The organism is Enterovibrio norvegicus DSM 15893 (genome assembly GCF_900115495.1).
Classification (GTDB): domain Bacteria; phylum Pseudomonadota; class Gammaproteobacteria; order Enterobacterales; family Vibrionaceae; genus Enterovibrio; species Enterovibrio norvegicus.
Genome location: NZ_FOWR01000042.1, coordinates 1 through 20,603 on the forward strand (window position 1 = coordinate 1; position 20,603 = coordinate 20,603).

The 20,603-nt window shown below is 46.8% G+C and carries 17 protein-coding genes and 1 riboswitch; of the genes, 9 read left to right on the top strand and 8 right to left on the bottom strand.

Features of this window, described 5'->3' with window-relative positions:
* From BM082_RS20385 to BM082_RS24835, 8 genes are all read right to left on the bottom strand, one after another.
* Positions 1–244: transposase domain-containing protein (locus BM082_RS20385; RefSeq protein WP_208862506.1), on the bottom strand; the 244-nt coding region annotated here is incomplete at its 3' end.
* Between the two features lie 178 nt (positions 245–422).
* Positions 423–3,113 (bottom strand): calcium-binding protein, encoded by a 2,691-nt coding sequence (locus BM082_RS20390; RefSeq protein WP_017013746.1) that lies wholly within the window; start codon positions 3,111–3,113, stop codon positions 423–425.
* A gap of 30 nt (positions 3,114–3,143) precedes the next feature.
* Positions 3,144–3,251, bottom strand: a riboswitch (cyclic di-GMP riboswitch).
* A gap of 354 nt (positions 3,252–3,605) precedes the next feature.
* Complete coding sequence (locus tag BM082_RS20395) at positions 3,606–5,003, bottom strand: peptide MFS transporter (RefSeq protein WP_017009439.1); 1,398 nt, start codon at positions 5,001–5,003, stop codon at positions 3,606–3,608.
* Positions 5,004–5,305: 302 nt separating this feature from the next.
* Positions 5,306–6,508, bottom strand: a complete 1,203-nt coding sequence (gene emrD / locus BM082_RS20400; protein ID WP_017013748.1) for a multidrug efflux MFS transporter EmrD — start codon at positions 6,506–6,508, stop codon at positions 5,306–5,308.
* 353 nt (positions 6,509–6,861) lie between these two features.
* Positions 6,862–7,464 (bottom strand): GTP cyclohydrolase II, encoded by a 603-nt coding sequence (locus BM082_RS20405; RefSeq protein ID WP_017009437.1) that lies wholly within the window; start codon positions 7,462–7,464, stop codon positions 6,862–6,864.
* 238 nt (positions 7,465–7,702) lie between these two features.
* Entirely contained in the window at positions 7,703–8,260 is a 558-nt protein-coding gene (locus tag BM082_RS20410; RefSeq protein WP_017009436.1) for a maltose acetyltransferase domain-containing protein, read from the bottom strand.
* 176 nt (positions 8,261–8,436) lie between these two features.
* A complete protein-coding gene (locus tag BM082_RS20415) occupies positions 8,437–9,651 on the bottom strand; it encodes a patatin-like phospholipase family protein (protein ID WP_017013749.1) in 1,215 nt (404 codons plus the stop codon).
* Positions 9,652–9,781: 130 nt separating this feature from the next.
* Positions 9,782–9,874: a hypothetical protein gene (locus BM082_RS24835; RefSeq protein ID WP_017009434.1), complete on the bottom strand. Its 93-nt coding sequence runs from the start codon at positions 9,872–9,874 to the stop codon at positions 9,782–9,784.
* 890 nt (positions 9,875–10,764) lie between these two features.
* Here BM082_RS24835 and BM082_RS20420 point away from each other — a divergent pair.
* From BM082_RS20420 to ugpC, 9 genes are all read left to right on the top strand, one after another.
* Complete coding sequence (locus BM082_RS20420; RefSeq protein ID WP_017013750.1) at positions 10,765–12,264, top strand: sodium-dependent transporter; 1,500 nt, start codon at positions 10,765–10,767, stop codon at positions 12,262–12,264.
* Entirely contained in the window at positions 12,261–12,359 is a 99-nt protein-coding gene (locus BM082_RS24840; RefSeq protein ID WP_017009432.1) for a MetS family NSS transporter small subunit, read from the top strand. Before BM082_RS20420 ends, BM082_RS24840 begins: the two co-directional genes overlap by 4 nt.
* A 185-nt stretch (positions 12,360–12,544) precedes the next feature.
* The gene (locus BM082_RS20425) at positions 12,545–13,267 is read left to right on the top strand and encodes a response regulator (RefSeq protein ID WP_017009431.1); all 723 of its coding nucleotides are present in this window, start codon (positions 12,545–12,547) and stop codon (positions 13,265–13,267) included.
* The gene (locus BM082_RS20430; protein ID WP_017009430.1) at positions 13,257–14,699 is read left to right on the top strand and encodes an ATP-binding protein; all 1,443 of its coding nucleotides are present in this window, start codon (positions 13,257–13,259) and stop codon (positions 14,697–14,699) included. Before BM082_RS20425 ends, BM082_RS20430 begins: the two co-directional genes overlap by 11 nt.
* A gap of 14 nt (positions 14,700–14,713) precedes the next feature.
* Positions 14,714–15,955 (top strand): ABC transporter substrate-binding protein, encoded by a 1,242-nt coding sequence (locus BM082_RS20435; protein WP_017009429.1) that lies wholly within the window; start codon positions 14,714–14,716, stop codon positions 15,953–15,955.
* A 315-nt stretch (positions 15,956–16,270) separates the two neighbouring features.
* On the top strand, positions 16,271–17,575 hold the full coding sequence (ugpB, locus tag BM082_RS20440) for a sn-glycerol-3-phosphate ABC transporter substrate-binding protein UgpB (protein WP_017009428.1): 1,305 nt from the start codon (positions 16,271–16,273) through the stop codon (positions 17,573–17,575).
* A gap of 116 nt (positions 17,576–17,691) precedes the next feature.
* Entirely contained in the window at positions 17,692–18,573 is an 882-nt protein-coding gene (ugpA, locus tag BM082_RS20445; RefSeq protein ID WP_017009427.1) for a sn-glycerol-3-phosphate ABC transporter permease UgpA, read from the top strand.
* Positions 18,573–19,421, top strand: coding sequence for a sn-glycerol-3-phosphate ABC transporter permease UgpE (ugpE, locus tag BM082_RS20450; protein WP_017009426.1), 849 nt, complete (start codon positions 18,573–18,575; stop codon positions 19,419–19,421). Before ugpA ends, ugpE begins: the two co-directional genes overlap by 1 nt.
* Positions 19,422–19,469: 48 nt before the next feature.
* Positions 19,470–20,540: a sn-glycerol-3-phosphate ABC transporter ATP-binding protein UgpC gene (gene ugpC, locus BM082_RS20455; RefSeq protein WP_017009425.1), complete on the top strand. Its 1,071-nt coding sequence runs from the start codon at positions 19,470–19,472 to the stop codon at positions 20,538–20,540.
* The last annotated feature ends 63 nt before the right edge of the window (positions 20,541–20,603 follow it).

The window sequence follows — 20,603 nt, forward strand, 5'->3', positions numbered from 1 at the left end:
TCTTACCTGGAAGTAATATATCGAGCTGAGAGACCACCTTACTCATCGATAGATGCCGATAAAGTGACATTCCCACGACGCTCCACACCATCAGTTCCATGGGGAGCCTACGCTTTCGAATCGTCGTGACGCCTGTGTCTTCAAGGCATTGATTAATGAGAGCGGGGCACAGGAGATCTGATAGGCCATTGAGTTGGTCAGCAGAAAATTGGTGTATTCGGTCGAGGGCTTGTCTTAAGAACATAAAAAAATCCGAGTGTAGAAATACACTCGGATTTTGCCAGCCTCTCAGGATCGTTCAACCGATCATTTTTTGCTTAACTGATCGGCATTAGGCGTAAACGCCTCCTTTTTTGTCCTGCTCATCGCGGGTTATTCAATGCTTTCGCAAAGGACAATCTTACGCGTTATAGGCAACTGACTTAGATCAGGCTGTCATCGTTCAACGTGACCGTCTCTGCGTCTGTCCATACTGTGATGGTGCGATCTTGGGTATCGTGCGTAAACACGTACGCATTCAACTCGCCCACTTGAGTATTGTTCAGACCCATAATGCTGATCATTTCAGCAGACAATGGTGCATTTACCGCGCCGTCTGCGTCGAAGCTCCAAGGTGTACCAGACAAATCAAGGCTGTCGTCGCCTTCGCCAAGGTAAGCAACGAAGCCATCCCAATCCTCTGCCGCACCGAAACCTTCACCACCAGGCGCATCAGACTGAGACCAAATCTCATTCGGGTTGATTGTCACTTGTTGGTCACCTTCATCACCAATCACAGCTTCAATTTGCGCCATCACGTTACCCGTGATGCTTGGGTCAGATTGGTAGCTTTCACCGGTAAAATCGACAATCGCATCGCCTTCAACCAACATCTTGTCAAAGCCGTTGTCAGCGTTGTACATAGATTTGTTGATCACGCGACCCGCTTGGTTAGTGACCGTTGTACCAACGAAATCATCTTGGCCGAAGATAAACACATCGTTACCCGCACTGCCGCGGTACTCATCAACACCCGTACCGCCGTCGATTTCAACATCGCTGCCAGGGCCACCGTCGAGGTAATCATCACCGGCACCACCGAGAAGGACATCTTTGCCAGTACCGCCGTAGATTTCGTCGTTACCGTCGCCGCCTTCGATGACATCGTCACCTTCTTGGCCATAGATAACATCGTCGCCTACGCCACCCATGATGTGGTCAGCATCGTCACCACCGTAAATGGTGTCGTTACCTTCTTCACCATAAATGGTATCAGCATCTGTTGTGCGGGTAGATTGGCTCGCTTCAACGTTAAATACAACGTCGTTGAAGTCTTTATCGCCTAGGCACCATAGATCTTCCCAGCAAGAATCGTCGCCAGAGTTGATTTCATGGTCACGGTTGTCGCCATTTTTACCGGCTTCAGACACGTACACCATTGACGATGCAGAACCTTGTGTGATGGTTGGGCTAGAGCCGCTAAAGCTCAGCGTTGCTTCGCCCGCATCGAAGTGCTTACGGTCGCCATCTGGAATGATGAACAAGCTCAGCGTGACAGCACCTTCAACATCAATGTTGGCAGTAATGTCAGCCGCACCTTTTACGTTATCTTCCAAGATGTACGCTTTCAGTACGTTGCCATCTTCATCGAGTGCATACCAACCCACGCTGTTGTTGTAAGACGCGCTTGAAGAGAAGTTAGACAGATCAAGTGTCACTTCACCACCGCCGCTGATGTCCCACGTGCCGTCTGAGTTACGCACGAGTTCGGTCGTTTGAGTACCGTATTGGCCGCCGTAGATAAGGTCATCACCTTCACCACCACGAATTTCATCATCGCCCCACTGACCATAAATGGTGTCGTTACCTTTACCGCCGTCGATGTAATCTTCGTCGTTTGCGATTTCAGTGATATCACCGTTGTTGGTTTGCAGCGCGTCATAGTCGAGCGAAGAGACATTGGTGTACGAATTAGGTACCAGGCTCAAATCGGTATCGGCTGTGATTTCAGGGCCATCGATTTGAATCAGGATTTTGCCGTTTTCGCCTACATTGTGGTAATGGTTGCCGTTACTGTCTGCGTCAATGTCAACGATCGCGAAGGTATAAATGTTGCCATCAGAGTCACAGTAAGACAGTTTGTAGTCAACATTGGCATCGTACGTTTGACCGTCAAGATTTACTGACTGCGTTTTATCGTCAGAATACTCGTTACAAAGATCATCACCGTTTAACTTGTCATCATCATCGTTAAACGTGATTTCTTCGTGTGTACCGTTGAAGTTCAACTTCGGCGGGAAGCATGTGGTGTGAAACTCACCACCGTTGGTGATAGAAAAGCTCTCGTTCAATACAAACGCTTTGATAGACGAGTCATTGCCAAAATTAGGGCTTTCAGTGTTGCCGTAAATTACGTCATCACCGTCACCACCATAAATCTCATCTTGGCCGTTGTTGCCTTCGATGAAATCATCGCCACCTTGACCGTATACTAGGTCATCACCATTGCCAGCTGAAATCACATCATCATCGCCAACCCCATGATCAATCTCTGGCGATGTTGGTGTGACGATGTCATCGTAATCAAGGCTGCTAACGTTCTGGTAAGAGTTTGGAACAAGGCTCAAATCCGTATCAGACGTAATTTCTGGGCCGTCGGTTTGAACGAGAATTTTGCCATTCTCACCCAAGTTATTGTAATGATTGCCATTTCCATCAGCATCAACGTCGACAATAACGAACGTATAAACATTGCCCGCAGAGTCACAGTACTTGAGCTGATAATCAACGTTAACATCGCACTCTTGACCATTGATCGTGACAGACTGGCTCTTATCGTCAGAATACTCGTTACAACGATCATCACCATTCAACTTGTCATCGTCATCATTGAAAGTAACGTTTGTCGTAGAACCTGAGAAGTTCAGTGTTGGTGGGAAGCTAAAGGTGTGAAAATTACCGCAGCTTGCCGAAAAGTCAGCGCCCATAACAAAAACTGCAGCCGTTTTATCACCCGGCGTAGAGCCTGATGTATCACCGTAAATAACATCATTGCCATCAAACCCGTTGATCGTGTCTTTTCCCGTCGTACCATTCAACGTATCCGCAGAATTGGTTCCATTAATATCAGCCATTTCATTTCCCTCTTTTATGCTAACAAAGCAAGAGGCAGCTCGGCCATCTCTCGAAAATGCCATGTCAAAAACACGAAGCAATCAGAGAGACCCGACACTTTCCGTCCCCAACTCGCGATGGGTTTGGCTTTTGCTCCTAGATATTGTCCTATTGTTGAGTGTTGCTTTTGGACACATTGGAACGTTATACAACCCAGAAAAACGTTTTGCGCCGCTATTTCATACGACACAGGTTCTTAGATTGAGTGGCTCCCAGCAAGCATATCTGGGGCTTTTAATGTGAATTTAAGGACAAGTGAGGGCAAGTTTTTAGTCAGGAATGATGAAAGAATTAATGGTCGATAGGTTGCGATTATACGGGATGCAGTACTGTTGAATGGAATAAGTATGAAAGACTATAAATTTCGTGACTAGAAAAACATCCTTCTTTTTTAAACAACAAAAGCCATCTATATGATGGCTTTTGTTATTATTTATATGAGCTTAGTCTAACTAGAGCGCTGGTGCGGTGCTTTCTTCACCCACTTTGCGTGCGCTCACTGGATTGCCTTCTGCACCATGCATCCATTCAACCAATTTTGACGAACAAAGCACAAGCAATACGCCCGCAACCCCTGCTGTGACAGCGATTCCACCGAAGATAGCCAACGGACCTGCATCACCGACATGGCTGCCAATGAAACCGGCAACGTAGTTAGCAACAGCATTCGCACAAAACCATGTTCCCATCATGACAGACATCAGACGTAACGGCGCAAGTTTTGTGATAAGCGACAAACCAATCGGAGATAAGCACAGTTCACCCAATGTATGGAAGAAATACGCGCCAACTAGCCACCACATGGAAGCTTTGACGGACATATCGCCGCCCTGCTGCATCGCGGCACCCACCATACAAACAAATCCTAGCGCGAGAAAACCCATTGCCATCGCAAATTTGATCGGTGAACTTGGCTCATTGTCATCAAGGCGACGCCATACTACAGCAAGCAAAGGTGCCATAATAATGATGAACATCGGGTTGAGAGATTGGAACCACGCCGCAGGCACTTCAAACGCGCCGATCATACGATCTGTGTATTGCTGCGAGTAAATGTTCATCAATCCGCCTGCTTGCTCAAAGCCCGCCCAAAAGATGATCACAAACAAGCTCATGACCACAATCACTTTCAGACGATCACGCTCAATCGCTGTTAGCGGTTGTTTTTCATTGCTACCAGATTCGCGAAGCTGCTTCTGCGCGGCAGGTTCAATACCGATAGAGCCCAGAAAACGCTGCGCAAAAACAAGCTGGATAACCATAGAGATCAACATACCAATGCCAGCGCAGAGGAAGCCCGCTTTCCAGCCGTAATGAATGGACGCTGTGCCCGCAATCAGACCCGCTAACAGTGAGCCAATGTTAATGCCCATATAGAAGATAGTGAATGCACCATCGCGGCGGTTATCGCCTTCACCATATAGCTGGCCAACCATGGTTGAAATATTTGGCTTAAAGAGACCATTACCCACAATAAGGAAACCAAGACCGACATAGAACGCGTGCAGTTCATACGGGTCAATGAAGCTGTTGGGTAATGCCAAGGTGAATTGACCAATCGCCATCAATGCACCACCAATGATGATGGAACGGCGTTGACCAAGGAAATTATCTGCTAACCAGCCGCCAAAGACAGGGGTAAGGTAAACCAAACCGGTGTAAATACCATAAAGGTTCAAAGCGTCTTGTGTCGTCCAACCCAAGCCACCGTTAATGGTTTTATCTGTGAGATAGAGCACCAAAATGGCGCGCATTGCGTAGAAGGAGAAGCGTTCCCATAGTTCGGTACCGCACAGTAGGAACAAACCGCGAGGATGACCAAGCCAGCTTGACTGAGTGTTTGCGTTCATTGTCGTGATTACCGCCTTTCTGATTATCTCGGCGGGAGCATTTTTGAGGGCCTCCTTGTCCTGTTTATCTCCGCCACAGGCCGTACAGACTGCACCAAATTGATGAATGTCGCAAATACTTAGTGAAAGAAAATTACATTTACATAGTTACATTGATCTAAATCAGACAGAACAAACGTTAGACGTGGCAGGAAAACAAACCTGTTTTCCTGCCTTTACGAGAAGGTAATAACGACGGAATTTGCTGGCTATATTGAATTTAATAGCGAGAAAATGACTACTCTAACCGCTATTCCCCTCGTTTATGCTGCCATTGGTAATTCAGGTACTTCTGTTTGATTTTTACAGAGCAACAAGCCGACGCTAGAAATCAACGCCATGATCAGCAGAATCAAACCAAGCGCGAATTGGTCGGTCATGCTCATTTTAGCGGCAACCAATGTAAATCCACCCGCTGCCATGTTTTGTACACCACCCAGAACCGCGCCCGCTGTACCTGCATGACGAGGAAATGGCGTAAGTGCGCCTGTTGTCGCAGCGGGGAACAACACACCTGCACCCAAGAAATAGACAAACGCACCGCCAATTAATGACTCAACCGTCACCATACCCTGCATGCCAGGGACAAAAATGCTTAATGCGCCCAGAACCAGCGAAACAGACCCAACAACAATAGTTGTTGCATTGGTATAACGAGACTCAATCACGCTCGATAACCATGACCCAAGCATGAATCCCGGTAACGGCAAGACAAACAACCAGCTCACCGTCGTCGCTTCTAGCCCCAATGTACTGCCAAGCAATACACCCGCCGCTGCTTCAAAAACTGAAATGCCTGAGAAAATGGCGATCAGACAAAGTAGGTAGCCTTGAAACTGTCGGTTGCTCAATACGTATTGATAACTTGTAATAACGCGATCATTGCGGCGAGATTCCTTCGGCAAGGTTTCGCGAAACCCAACGGACATAATCAGAAACACCACGCCCGCCAAAACCAAGAGGAAAAGGTAACTCGCCTGCCACTGAAATAGCGTACTCAAGTAGCCACCTAAAACGGGGGCAATCAAAGGTGAAAAGATAAGCCCCATGCTCACAAGGCTGTTCGCTTTATGCAGACGGCTTCCTTCGAAACAGTCACGGGTTAACGTACGCGCCATTGCACCACCACAGCCAATACCTGCGCCTTGGATAACGCTGCCAACGAGGAAGCCATCAAAGGTCGTCGCAAACAGTGCCACAATGGTACCCACAACATATATTGCCAAACCCACCAAAATAATTGGCTTACGGCCAAATCGATCAGAGAGCGGCCCGTATATGAATTGGGATAACCCGTAGGGGATCAAATAACACGCCATGACCGCTTGAAGAAGCGAAGGCGTAACTTGAAAATCCGCGGCCATCAGCGCCATCGAAGGCACGTACATGGTTTGCGTCATTTGACCAACAGCAGCCAAAATAATGATCATCAGAAGAATGTTAGACAAAGGCTTCGCCGACGGCATCACCATATTCCTTATACAACAGCAAATAATGCGTAAGTTTCTTTTATGAATGCAGGCGAGATGAAGAAGTGAAAAACGAAGAAAAGTCGTTCGAAACGGGTCATCAGCCAATTTTTTGCAGATATTAGTGATAGCTTAGGCGGGAAACAATAGAAACAGCGTGTTTTACACACGATAAGAAATCATAGTTCGGATTAGTTTTTATAATGCCATCGCAATTGTGCGCGTAAAGTAACCGCTAATTTGTCAGGCACAAAAAAAGCAGCGCTTTTAACGCTGCTTTTTCGTTCAACACGCCCCTGGTCTGGTGTACAACACGTTGGTGCATGTGACTCAGGGGGTTAATGCGATAGCTACTCAATCGTGAGTTTATGATGACCGTGAGAAACTTTTGCTTTCAAGTAGTTCTCGTTACCATCTTTAATGTGTGCTTTCGTCCCCACCACTTCTGCTAATGTGATGCCTAGTTCCTGAATCTCTCGGATCTTTTTAGGGTTGTTGGTGACTAAGCGGATGCTATGTACATCAAGCGCCTTTAACATTTCAGCGGCATCTTCAAAGGTACGAAGATCATCAGGAAACCCAAGATGATTGTTCGCTTGATAGGTATCCATCCCTTCGCTTTGAAGTTCATACGCATCGAGCTTGTTATACAGGCCAATGCCTCGACCTTCTTGGCGCAAATACAGAATGATGCCGCCTTCGGTACCCATTTTTTGTATGGTTTCTTCTAACTGCTCACCACAGTCACAACGTGACGAGTGAAAAACGTCTCCCGTTAAACATTCTGAATGCATACGAACAAGCGGTGTATTGCCACTTTGTTGATCAACACTTTTGAAGATGATCGCGACGTGCTCTTTGTCCGAGTTCAAACCTTCAAATGACAGGATTTCTGCAGAAATCTTGCTGCCAACTCCCACTTTCAAAGGAACTCTTGCTCTTACTTTTGCCATCGTCTCTTTCTCTTTTTATCACCTAGCTTACGCCAAAGTGAACTGCCCTACACAACTGAAAAACCGTACAAAAAATGCTATTTATATAGTTTTTTGGTCATCTTTCGGTCAAGCCTAGCAGAACTATAACCTTACCGCCAACCAATCAAATAAACAGTGATATACAGCGATATGCAACTTACACACAATGTACCAAATCTTAGGGAATTTAGCGCGACTAGTTACATATTAAATATGGTTATCTTAGCCGCCTGACCACTACCGCAGGATTTCCTGCAACTACTGCAAATGGTTCCACATCATCTTCAACGACCGCGCCAATATCAACGACAGCACCTTCACCAATGCAGACCCCGGCTTTAATGGCACTACTCCCCCCAATGACAACGTTATTGCCAATGATAATCGGCAGAGAGATCTCTTGTTCACCATGCAGAATATCAAGGGGAAGTAAGCACTGTGAGTTGGCATATATGCCCACACTGGGGCCAATGTGTACATTATTGCCAATTTCAACGTGACCACTGTCGATAATGGTGCAATTAGGCCCAATAGCGACATTCGAACCGAGGTGAATATTCATGCCATACGAACACGTGAATGGCGCTTCAATTGCCACTTCTTTGCCACGACGCGCGAACAACTTCGTCACCACCATGTCCTGTTGCTCTGTTGCTGCAGGGTCGAGAGCATTAAAGGTTTGGCACAGTCTGCGTGAAGCAAATCGAAATTGGGTTAATTCAACATCAGCGGGGCTATACGGATTCCCCTGCTGCATTTTTTCAAACTCAGTCACAGCTCTTCCTTGATATATACCCAAACAACCTGAAGATGCAGGATTCAGCGAGGTTTACTGACGTTATGATCTAGGCGTCCCTTTTTGATGTAGTGATCTCCATCAAAAAGGGATAACACCGAGCATCTTTAGGTTGATTGGGTATAAAACGTTTAATCCTAATCAGTTACAACAGGTCACTCTGTAATCGTAGACGCATTTTTGAGCATGTCTGAATACTTCCACAAAAACTGCCGACCTGCTCTCACCCCATCCTGATAGTCGTGTTCAAGTTGATGAGGTTTACTCAGCAACGCGCTGCTAATCAAGGGGGTTTTTGGTGCAATCTGAAGTAGTTCAGTGCGCATCGGCGGGTTCGCCAGGAAGTCGATGGAATCTTGGTAGGTATGATAATGTTTCGTCAGCATTTCAAGCATGTCTGCATTGATTTTATGACCTGACAATTCATGCAGGCGATAAATGACATCTCCGCCGAACAACCACCTTTCGCCGTTTCGCTGCATGCGTTCAGGCACAATGTCTTTCAGCTTCAACCAAAGGTTTTCGTGGTTTTTTTCGGCGTAGCGAAACTTCAATTCATTGAGTCTTGTCGACACTTGATGATGGAGATCCGACAGCTTTTCAAGTCGATGCTCGATATTCAGTCGTGCCGCGTACTCAGGCAATCTCGCTTCTACTTTGTTGCGAAAATTCTCTATCAACGGTGAGGTTGTATGAGGTTCTTCATGCGTCACAGGCTCCGTCCGAATAACCACAATAATATCTGCGCCGCGGTTAAACGCTTCGCGCGCAGGAATGGCTCCACTCACTCCACCATCCACATAATACTGACCATTGAGCGCAACTGTCGATTCATAGAGCAATGGGATCGCGCAGGTCGCCTTTAACACAGAACGCCAATTATCTTGGAACATGTGGAAATACTCAGGCTCAAGCGTGTGTGAGTTTGTCGCACACGCATAGGCTGAGCGATTTTTTAGCGTCTGTTTCGCTGTTTCAAAACACAAGCCATTCGGATGCGTCGGTTCAGCAAGCGTCAGCGCCCAATCCAAGTCCATGAATTGCTGACGGCGAACATATTTCATGAGATTGAAAAATCGGTCGTCCGTCGTGAACTCGGTAATGAATTGATGGCCGAACCCTTTTTGACGGCAAATAAACGCAGACAGGTTGAGTGCCCCCGCAGACGTGCCGATAAAAATTTCAAAGGGATCAAACCCAGCATCAAGGAAGCTATCGAGTACACCAGATGTGAAAATTCCACGCTGACCACCACCTTGTGCGACCAAGGCAATGCGTTTTCTGCGGGTTGAATGTGGTGTTAAGAAATGACGCTGCCCTGCGTCGGACGATAAACTGTCAAAAGAGAAACCGTCTTTATGACTCTGCACGCTAACCTCAAAAGATGTGGGTTATCAATTACCGCATTCTACCTGTTGAAAAGGCAGCAGAGCCATTAAATTCGAGATGGATGAGCAGGGATAAAACGAAGGTACTTCAAAATCAATCCGCTTTATTTGATTAAGAGAAAACAATCGCGACAGTCGCGTAGGTAAAGATCATCGTTAGTGCGAAGCCAACAGTAACTAGTGCAATGCGTAAATTCGTGTCCATCTTTATTTTCCTTCTACAAACAATCTGACTAACAAGCTCGTTACATACAAATAATGCAGCGAAAGGCGCGGTGCAAGCTAGATTATTCACTTTCGAATCATAGATCGTCTATCTAGTGATGCGAGTGTTTCAAAATGTGACACACTGCAACCACCTAGAACTACAGGCTTCTCCAGAATATTTTGCTGTTTCAGGGCATAGTAGAATGAAGAAAATAACCCGCACTAAAAACTCGAATAACTATTCAAAAAATTCAATAAAACCTGCCTAAAACCCTCAGAATAATGATGTTTAATGTACAATTAAACGCCACGATAAAAATTAACAATTATTTAACGGCGGTATTGTCAATCCAGTGAAAATTTGAAATATAAAACAATATATTCATACGGATACAACCTTTACTCACCTTAGAAAGATCAAATTAGAAAACTATAACGATGCGGTTAAAGCACGATAAAACCGCCATTAGCATTCAAATTTAGAGATAAAGCGCAAATCTGCTCACTTTTCCGACAAACGCACCGCTTTACCAATTCACAACTTTTCACTAACAGACCTATCTATCATTAGTTCAATACACCATTAATCCCAACCACTCGTTACATCACACCACATAAACAATATTTAACAGAGCATTCACGAATATCAAACCAAACATTGAAGACTTATGCGCTATTGCTTTACCTATCTCCAATGTTTAGTCTGCATTTAACCTCGTGAGCAGTTTATTGTTTTGCTTTTGACGATGGGAAAACCAAAGAATGAGAACAAAGGTGGGTGGAACACCTTAAAACGCAGAGGTTTACGCTGCTTACCCAAGAATATCAGCGACCTATAGCGTCATTTCTGACGCGAATAATGCGTAAATACTTCGACAAGGAGAAGTTATGAAAAGAGAACAATGGGGCTCACGCGCCGGCTTTATTATGGCGGCAGTGGGCTCAGCAATCGGCCTAGGAAACATCTGGCGTTTCCCTTATATGGCATATGAAAACGGCGGTGGCGCATTTTTTATTCCTTACCTTTTCGCCATGATTACTGCAGGTATTCCTTTCATGATCATGGAGTTTGGCCTTGGTCATAAGCTTCGTGGTTCTGCACCGGTTGTATTTTCTAAGCTAAATACAAAATTTGAATGGCTCGGTTGGTTCCAAGTAGGTATTGCTGCAACCATTGCTGTTTATTATGTTGCAGTTATTGGCTGGGCAATGTCTTACGTTGGCTTCGCTATTGACCAAAGCTGGGGCACTGATACCAATGCCTTCTTCTTCGGCGAATACCTGAAGCTGGGCGATAACTCTCCAACAAGCCTAGGTAACTGGCAACTGCATATTGCCATCCCAATGGCGCTTGCTTGGGCAATCACCTTTGTCGCGGTGTTTACTGGCGTTAAAGGCGGCATCGAGCGTGCAAGCAAAATCATGATGCCACTTCTGTTCATTATGGTGCTCCTGCTTATAGGTCGCATGATTTTCCTGCCAGGCGCAGTGGATGGATTGAACTACTTGTTCACGCCAGACTTCAGCAAGCTGAGTGACACCAAAGTTTGGTCAGCCGCTTACGGCCAAATCTTCTTCACGCTGTCAGTTGGTTTTGCCATCATGCTTGCATACTCTAGCTACTTGCCAGAGAAATCCGATGTCAGCAATAACGCCTTCATGACAGTATTAATCAACTGCGGTTTCTCCATCATGGCGGGTGTGCTTATCTTCTCCATTCTTGGTTACATGGCAGGAGAGCAAGGTAAAGCAATCACAGACGTAGTCAGTGGTGGCGTCGGTCTCGCGTTTGTTACCCTTCCAGCAGCGATTAACTTACTGCCAGCCCCATATATCTTGGGCCCAGTGTTCTTCTTAGCGCTTGTGGTCGCGGGTTTAAGCTCACATATCTCGATCATTGAAGCGGTTACCTCTTCGATTATCGACAAACTCAACATCAGCCGTAAGAAAGCAGCATCATTAGTCTGTGGTATCGGCTTCGCCGTTTCGATGGCGTTTGCAACCAATGGCGGACTCTTGCTTCTCGACTTGGTTGACTACTTCATCAACAACGTTGCGCTATTGGCGAGCTGCTTGATCGAACTGGTTATCCTTGGTTGGCTAATTAAGATCTCTGACATTCGCGCACACGTGAATAGAGTGTCTGAATTCAATGTGGGTATTTGGCTTGAAGTATGTATCCGATTCATTAGCCCACTGATGTTGGCATGGATTGTCGGTTCTAACCTGCTAAACACATTCGAAAACGGTTACGGCGGTTATGCGCAGAACGAATTACTTCTTCTTGGCTGGGGACTAACAGCTGCCCTCGTCGCTGTCGGAATCATTATTAACCTTGTTTCTCGCCCAGTGCGCGGAACAACTAACGAACAGGAAGGTGCCGCATGACAACAGGTGCAATCATCATGATGCTAATTGGTCTTGGTATCACTTGGGGCGGCGCAGCATGGTGCATTAACAAAGCGATGCATTCTGGCAACTAAGCCATCACATTCCCCCTAATACAAAAACGCCTCAACGTCTGTTGAGGCGTTTTTTTGTATGCGAAATCAACAATTCGTACACTGATTCTGCCCTAAACGACAAAATCCCTCCCTACTGCTAGCACTGAACCCATATCTCTAAGATAATATTGATCTTAATCTCAAGAATAAGAGGACACCCTTGCATGGTTAATCAGAAGCGGATCCTAGTGGTGGATGACGATTTCGAAATCCGCGAACTGCTTCAAGAATACTTGTCTAAGGCGGGTTACGACGTAACGACTGCGCAGAACGGACAGGAAATGAAAGCAAAATTAGCTGTGCAATACCCTGACCTCATCTTGCTGGACATCATGTTGCCGGGTGATGACGGCTTTACTTTGTGTAAATACGTTCGCCAAGACTCCACCGTGCCTATCATTATGCTCACGGCCGTGTCAGACGAAACTGATCAAATCATCGGCTTAGAATTGGGTGCTGATGATTACATTGCGAAGCCTTTTAGCCCTCGCCAACTTGTTGCGCGGATTCGTGCCCTACTTCGTCGCACGCAGCAGTTGCAGGACACCACTCTGTCGAAACAAAAAGCCATTCGCTTTGCCCATTGGCGCTTAGATCCTGTCACTCAACGTTTGAATCACCAAGTCACTGGCCAAGACGTGGAAATGACTTCATCCGATTTTGCGCTTTTGATGTTGTTCATTGAACATCCGCAGCAATTGATGGATAGAAATGCCATTTCTCATGCAACACGTGGTCGCGATGCAACGCCACAAGAACGCGGGATCGACGTACAAGTTAGCCGTCTTCGTCAACGCTTAAAAGACAACGGCCGTCAGTCGACCATCATTAAGACCGTGCGCGGTAACGGCTATATGTTCGTTGCAGACATCACCTATGAATCTTAAACAGTACTTTTGGCCGCGTTCGCTGCTTTCTCGTACACTCGTGCTTACGATACTGTCTGTGTTTATTGCACAGGCAGTCGCCAGTCTTTTTTGGTATACCCAATCTAAACAGCGCGAAGTGGAAGGTTTAAAAGCGGCATCAGAAAGTATGGCGCAGGTCTTCGCCTCAACGACCTCGTTCTTTCAATCTCTGCCCGCTGAATATCGTCATATTGCCCTAGAGCAATTGAGAAACATGGGCGGCGCTCGCTTCTTTGTGTCGTTTAATACAGAAGAAATACGCATCGATCCGATTCCAGACACTATCTCCAAACGTGAAGCCGTCGACACGATTCAAGGTGTGATGGAGCAAAAACTGCCCAATGTCGAAAACATACTGATTAACTTTTCGCGTCCCGAAACACTGCGCGTGCTGAACAACAACCTGCTTTTGTCAGACTTACCTAAATCTTGGGCACACCATACCCTCACGCTAGAACCTTTAAACCCCCCAGTGCTCGTGGTCCAAATAGAATTAGATACCAACCAATGGGTATATATTGCTGCCCTGCTTCCCGCGCCTTATGTGACCTTAGAAAACGACTTAGTGAATGCAGACCAATTGGTGTTTCTTGTCGCGATCACCCTACTTCTGCTCATCTTCACTTTCACCTTGATCCGAAACCAGACACGCCCACTTAAACGCTTAGCATTGGCAGCAAACCGATTAAGTACAGACATTGAGCAACCTGAATTGGTTGAAGAAGGCGCGAGCGAAATCACGACCGTGACCCGCGCGTTTAACCTAATGCAGAAACGCATGCAGCGTTACATGCATGATAGAGAAAAGCTGTTTGGTTCAATTTCACACGATCTTAAAACACCGATCACCCGCTTACGCTTGCGGGCAGAACTGATTGATAACGAAGTCCAAGCCGCCAAAATCAACAAAGATCTCGATGAACTCGAGATCATGGTGAAAGGTGCACTTCAAACGGTGAAAGACACGGATATCCACGAAAACGTCACCAACATTGATGTGCTCAACATTTTGAAGTCCGTGGCCGAAATCCATAACCAACAACGCCAACGCGTGTTCATTCGTGGTGCTCAAGATTTGCCATTCAGTTGTAAGCCCCTCGCCTTTAAACGCTGTTTAACCAATCTCATTGATAACAGCGTGAAATACGGTGATGAAGTGACTGTGTATGTACAAGACAGCGAAAAATCGCTCGACATCACGCTGATCGACAATGGCCCCGGCATTCCAGAAGAGCATTTAAAAAAAGTGTTCGACCCCTACTTCCGACTCCACACTGATGTGCATGGCACAGGCCTAGGGTTAGGTATCGCCAAAAACATTATTCGGGCACACGGTGGTGAGATCATCTTGTCTAACCGACAGAGTGGCGGTTTACAGATAGACATTGCCTTCCCGAAGGTCGAGCAATGAGGTCTGCTAATCACATGAAATGCCTTGCCGCCAGTTTAGTGCTCGCTACGTCCTTATCCTCCCATGCGGGTGATGTTGAAGTGCTGCATTGGTGGACCAGCGGCGGAGAAGCGCGCTCGGTTGATTCCCTCAAGCAGATGATGAACGAGAAAGGCCATGAATGGCGAGATTTTGCAGTGCCGGGGCGAGCAGGCGAAAGTGCCATTAACACGCTCCGTATTCGCGCCCTTTCTGGCAACTTGCCAGATGCCGCACAAATAAAAGGCCCTGACATAAAAGACTGGGGGAACTTTGGTTTTCTCACCAACCTTGATCGCATTGCTCAAGAACAAGGTTGGGACAGTCTGCTACCAAAGCGCATCTCCGACATACTCAAAGCCAATGGGCACTACGTTGCTGTTCCCTTCAACATTCACCGTGTAAATTGGCTTTGGGCAAACCCTGATATTTTCAAAGATGTCGGCGTTGCAGTACCCACGACGTTGGATGAGTTTTTCATCGTTGCAGAGAAAATCAAGAAAGCAGGGTACATCCCTCTCGCCTTGGGTGAAGAACCTTGGCAAGAAGCCACCCTTTTTGATTCTATTGCGCTCGCGACATTAGGGGCAGCGGATTATCGACGCGCTTTTGTCAAACAAGACAGTGACACGTTGTCCAGCGATAAAATGCGTGAAGCGCTGGTGACATTTAGAAAAATGAAAGCCTTTACCGATGACGATGCACCGGGCCGAAATTGGAGTGACACAACATCTTTGGTCATTGAAGGAAAGGCCGCCATGCAGGTCATGGGAGATTGGGCCAAGGGCGAATTTGCCGCTAAAGGTAAAATTCCAGGGCGCGATTTTATTTGTGTTCCCGCGCCAGGCACGCAACATCAATTCGCGTTTAACATCGACAGTTTTGTTTTTTTCAAATCAAGCGACAAACGAAAAGTGGATTCTCAAGAGGCGCTAGCGACCTTGATCATGACGCCAAACTTCCAGCGTATCTTTAACAAAGACAAAGGGTCTATTCCTGTTCGACTTGACATGAATTTGTCCGACTTCGACAGTTGCGCACAAAACTCCTTCAACGCGTTCACGCGCGCAGCAGCTTCAGACAAGCTCGTGCCGAGTTTTTCTCATGACATGGCCGTTGGCAGAGCCTCACAGCGCGCAATGTTCGATGTACTGTCTCAGTTTTTCAATAACAACGACCAATCAATCGACGAAACGCTGCGCCAACTTCGTGCCGCCGTCATGGCAGCAAATCTGTAAACAATCTGACGTATTTCTGTCATACCCTCATGTTTTTATTAACACCGCAGAACGTAGTGATGCGGTGTTTTTTTGTGTCTATATTCACGTAAACAACATATCTGATGCTTTTACATCAATAAGTTCTCTCTCAAATAAGCGACTTTCCTTACAAGGTTCTATACATAGGTGACAGAAAATTCACACGATGATATAACGCTTTTGTAACATTTCGCTCGTACGGTCACAGTTAAGCGTTCTAACGAACATTAATATACTCGAAAGAAAATACCCACCCCAGCGAAACTAGCCAATTGGCTCTACAAGGAGTTAACAATGAAGTTGAACAAACTAGCAGGTGTATCTTCACTTCTACTGCTGTGCTCAGGATATGCTCAAGCGACTACCGAGATTGAATGGTGGCACGCAATGGGCGGAAACTTGGGCGAGAAAGTTAATGAAATTGCTGACAAGTTTAACGCAAGCCAAACGGAATTCGTGGTTAAGCCAGTTTACAAAGGCAACTACACAGAAACCATGACGGGCGCAGTTGCGGCATTTCGTGCCAAACAACAACCTGAAATCGTGCAGGTGTTTGAAGTGGGTACGGCGACAATGATGTCGGCCAAAGGGGCAATTTACCCAGTATACGAACTGATGAAAGACACAGAAACGCCGTTCGATTCATCAGAATACCTTTCATCCGTAGCAGGTTATTACACAGACACTGATGGCAACATGCTATCTATGCCATTTAACAGCTCGACCCCTGTGCTTTATTACAACAAAGATTTGTTTGCTAAAGCCGGTGTCACACCGCCAAAAACGTGGGAAGAGATGGGCGACGTTGCTAAAAAGCTACGTGAAAATGGCGTAACGTGTGGCTTCACCACAGGTTGGCAATCATGGGTGCAAATCGAAAACTTCGGTGCGCGCCATAACCAACCTATTGCCACTGCAGACAACGGTTTCAGCAGCACTGATGCAAAACTGCAGATCAACAACAAACCGTTTGTTAAGCACATCAACCAATTGGCTGAATGGCAAAAAGACGGCACGTTCAAATACGGTGGCCGCCGTTCAGACAGCGCACCATTGTTCTACAGCGGCGAATGTGCAATGTACATGAACTCGTCAGCGTCTTACGCGGGTATCAAGGGTAACGTTGATGGCTTCGAATTTGGCGTATCGCAACTGCCTTACTACGAATCTGAAATCAAGACCCCTCAAAACTCCATCATTGGCGGCGCGACCTTGTGGGTATTACAAGGCCACGACAAGAAAGACTATGAAGGTGTAGCGGAATTCTTCAAGTTCATGTCGAGCAGTGACATTCAAGCTGACTGGCACCAGTTCACAGGTTACCTGCCGATCACGCATGCCGCTTACGAGCAAAGCAAGAAAGAAGGTTTCTACGACAAAAACCCAGGTACTGACGTTGCGATTACACAGATGACCTCCGTAGAACCTACGCCAGCGTCAAAAGGCATTCGTCTTGGCAACTTCGTTCAGATCCGCGATGTGATCAACGAAGAACTTGAGAACGTTTGGTCTGGTGATGCAACGGCGCAAGAAGCCTTAGACAAAGCAGTAAAACGTAGCAATGTCCTACTGGCTAAGTTTGCTAAAGCAAACAAATAACCCTCGAACGTAACGTTGAACTTATAACAACGTCAGTTCTTAGTTTGGCTAAAAATAAGTAATCAGACGGAGGGCGGGTCCGCCCCCCTCCTTCAAGGAAGAGATGCAGATAGCTTATGGATAACAAACCCGTTTTCCAAAACACCCTACTGCCACTCATGCTCCTCGCTCCGCAATTAATCATCACCTTTGTGTTCTTTTTGTGGCCTGCGGGACAAGCAGTTTGGCAATCAACCTTGCTAGAAGACCCTTTTGGTTTAAACACTGAATTTGTTGGGCTTAGTAATTTCTTCGAGCTGTTTGAAGACAGCACGTATTTTGAAACCTTTGGCACCACACTATTCTTCAGCTTCGCTGTCGCCGTGCTCGCGCTAAGTGTCTCTTTGTTGCTGGCCGTCATGGCTGACCATGTCATCAAAGGCGCAACTACCTATAAAACCCTATTAATTTGGCCTTACGCGGTCGCCCCAGCCGTTGCTGGTGTCCTTTGGTTGTTCATGTTCAACCCTACCGTTGGCGTGCTTGCCCATGCGCTTTCTGCCATGGGGGTGGAATGGAACCCCTTCATCAATGGCAGTCACGGCATGACCATGGTGGTCATTGCAGCCACATGGAAGCAGATCAGTTACAACTTCCTGTTTTTCTTGGCAGGCCTTCAATCTATTCCACGTTCATTGATTGAAGCAGGCGCCATTGACGGAGCAGGCCCAGCAAAACGCTTCTTCACTATCATCTTCCCGCTGCTGTCACCCACATCCTTCTTCTTGTTGGTTATCAATTTGGTTTACGCCTTCTTCGATACCTTTGGCGTTATCCACGCAATGACACAAGGCGGCCCAGGCAGTTCAACCACCACCTTGGTGTATAAGGTGTACTCAGATGGCTTTGTTGGCTTGAACCTAGGCTCCTCCGCTGCACAGTCTGTTCTGCTCATGATCTTGGTGGGTATTTTGACCGTGATTCAGTTCCGTTACGTTGAGAAGAAGGTGGCTTACTGATGGTAGAAAGACGACCCCTACTCACCTTTTTCAGCCATTTTGTGCTTATTGTCGGTGTACTGATTGTCGCGCTGCCTGTATGGCTGGCATTAACGGCCGCAACGCACGACAGCAAAGAATTCGTCAGTGGCATGACACCGCTATGGTTTGGCGACCGTGGCCTTGATGTGTTCATTGAAGTCTTCACCGAAGGCACATCGCGTGAGCTTGATATCACGGTTGCGGGCATGTTGTGGAACTCGACCTTAATGGCGCTGGGCATTGCCTTCGGCAAGTTGTCGATCTCCATCCTGTCAGCCTATGCCGTGGTGTATTTCCGTTTTCCTGGCCGTATGTTGGCGTTTTGGGTGATTTTCATGACCCTCATGCTGCCTGTTGAAGTACGGATCATGCCGACATTTCAGGTCATTGCTGATCTCAGCATGCTTAACACCATGTCAGGATTAACCATTCCTCTGATTGCGAGTGCAACCGCCACCTTCTTGTTCCGGCAGTTCTTCTTAACCGTGCCTGGTGAACTGCTCGAAGCGGCGCGAATTGACGGCGCAGGCCCTATCAAGTTCTTCTTTGATATTTTGCTTCCGCTTTCACGCACTAACATCGCAGCCTTGTTTGTTATCACCTTTATCTACGGTTGGAACCAGTACCTCTGGCCACTGTTGATCACCACTGATGATAACTACTACACCATCGTAATGAGTATTCAGCGCATGCTAGCAGTCGGTGATGGCGAAGTGGAATGGAACAGAGTGATGGCAACCACGCTGATGGCGATGGTGCCCCCCGTATTAGTGGTACTTGGTATGCAAAGACTCTTCGTGAAAGGTCTTGTAGAAACAGAAAAATAAACACCAATTATCCGGTAGATAGAAAACTTTCACACAGAGGATGCGTGAATGGCAACAGTAACACTCGATCAGATCAGTAAAGTGTACCCCAATGGGTTCAAAGCAATTCATGGTGTTGATCTCGCCATCAACGATGGTGAAATGATTGTTCTCGTCGGCCCTAGTGGCTGCGGAAAATCAACCTTATTGCGCATGATTGCCGGCTTGGAAACCATTTCTGGCGGAACACTTTCTATTGATGAACAACGCGTAAATGAACGCGAACCCGGTGAGCGTGACATCGCCATGGTGTTCCAGAATTACGCACTGTACCCGCACATGACCGTCTTCAATAACATGGCCTACGGTTTGCGTAACCGTGGTGTACCGAAAGACGAAATTGAAAAGACAGTCAACGACGTTGCACAAATGCTCGAGCTCGACCATCTGCTCAAACGTCGCCCTTCGCAGTTGTCTGGCGGTCAACGTCAGCGCGTTGCGATGGGTCGCGCGATTGTGCGTCGTCCTAAAGCATTCCTGTTCGATGAACCCCTGTCGAACCTTGATGCTAAGTTGCGTGTCCAAATGCGCCTTGAAATCAAAAAGCTGCAACGAAACCTCAATACAACCGCGGTTTACGTTACACATGATCAAGTCGAAGCCATGACATTGGCGGATCGCCTCGTGGTGCTCAATGGTGGTGATGTAGAGCAAATAGGCTCACCGCTAGAGGTGTATGACGAGCCACAATCTCTGTTCGTCGCCACCTTCATCGGCAGCCCATCAATGAACATCATCCCTGCAAAACTGGATGGTGGCCGCATCGTTTTCGATAATGGTGAAACCTTACCGACCACGAACACGGAAGTGAGAGATGTCGTTGCCGGTCTGCGCCCTGAGCACCTGCAAATCACAGATAACCCAGATGAAAAGATGATCAGCATGACGGTAACGTTAACCGAATCACTCGGCGCCGATCTTCTAATCTATGGTGTGTTGGCAGGCACAACACATGAAATGACGTTGCGCGTTGAAGGCCACGTGAAAATAGAAGATAACGCGACACTGCCGCTGACCATTTCTGAGAGCAACATTCACTTGTTCGACAAAGACACGGAAAAGCGTCTGCCAACCCGATAGTCAGTCAAACAAACAACAACGCCTTTCTGTTCGCGCGGAAAGGCGTTTTTTTATGGGCATAAC

What these genes read in the sequence shown, in the direction of transcription:
- BM082_RS20390 (WP_017013746.1), bottom strand. Translation starts at nt 3,113, where the DNA reads ATGGCTGATATTAATGGAACCAATTCTGCGGATACGTTGAATGGTACG.
- BM082_RS20395 (WP_017009439.1), bottom strand. Translation starts at nt 5,003, where the DNA reads ATGAACGCAAACACTCAGTCAAGCTGGCTTGGTCATCCTCGCGGTTTG.
- emrD (WP_017013748.1), bottom strand. Translation starts at nt 6,508, where the DNA reads ATGCCGTCGGCGAAGCCTTTGTCTAACATTCTTCTGATGATCATTATT.
- BM082_RS20405 (WP_017009437.1), bottom strand. Translation starts at nt 7,464, where the DNA reads ATGGCAAAAGTAAGAGCAAGAGTTCCTTTGAAAGTGGGAGTTGGCAGC.
- BM082_RS24835 (WP_017009434.1), bottom strand. Translation starts at nt 9,874, where the DNA reads ATGGACACGAATTTACGCATTGCACTAGTTACTGTTGGCTTCGCACTA.
- BM082_RS20420 (WP_017013750.1), top strand. Translation starts at nt 10,765, where the DNA reads ATGAAAAGAGAACAATGGGGCTCACGCGCCGGCTTTATTATGGCGGCA.
- BM082_RS24840 (WP_017009432.1), top strand. Translation starts at nt 12,261, where the DNA reads ATGACAACAGGTGCAATCATCATGATGCTAATTGGTCTTGGTATCACT.
- BM082_RS20425 (WP_017009431.1), top strand. Translation starts at nt 12,545, where the DNA reads ATGGTTAATCAGAAGCGGATCCTAGTGGTGGATGACGATTTCGAAATC.
- BM082_RS20430 (WP_017009430.1), top strand. Translation starts at nt 13,257, where the DNA reads ATGAATCTTAAACAGTACTTTTGGCCGCGTTCGCTGCTTTCTCGTACA.
- BM082_RS20435 (WP_017009429.1), top strand. Translation starts at nt 14,714, where the DNA reads ATGAAATGCCTTGCCGCCAGTTTAGTGCTCGCTACGTCCTTATCCTCC.
- ugpB (WP_017009428.1), top strand. Translation starts at nt 16,271, where the DNA reads ATGAAGTTGAACAAACTAGCAGGTGTATCTTCACTTCTACTGCTGTGC.
- ugpA (WP_017009427.1), top strand. Translation starts at nt 17,692, where the DNA reads ATGGATAACAAACCCGTTTTCCAAAACACCCTACTGCCACTCATGCTC.
- ugpE (WP_017009426.1), top strand. Translation starts at nt 18,573, where the DNA reads ATGGTAGAAAGACGACCCCTACTCACCTTTTTCAGCCATTTTGTGCTT.
- ugpC (WP_017009425.1), top strand. Translation starts at nt 19,470, where the DNA reads ATGGCAACAGTAACACTCGATCAGATCAGTAAAGTGTACCCCAATGGG.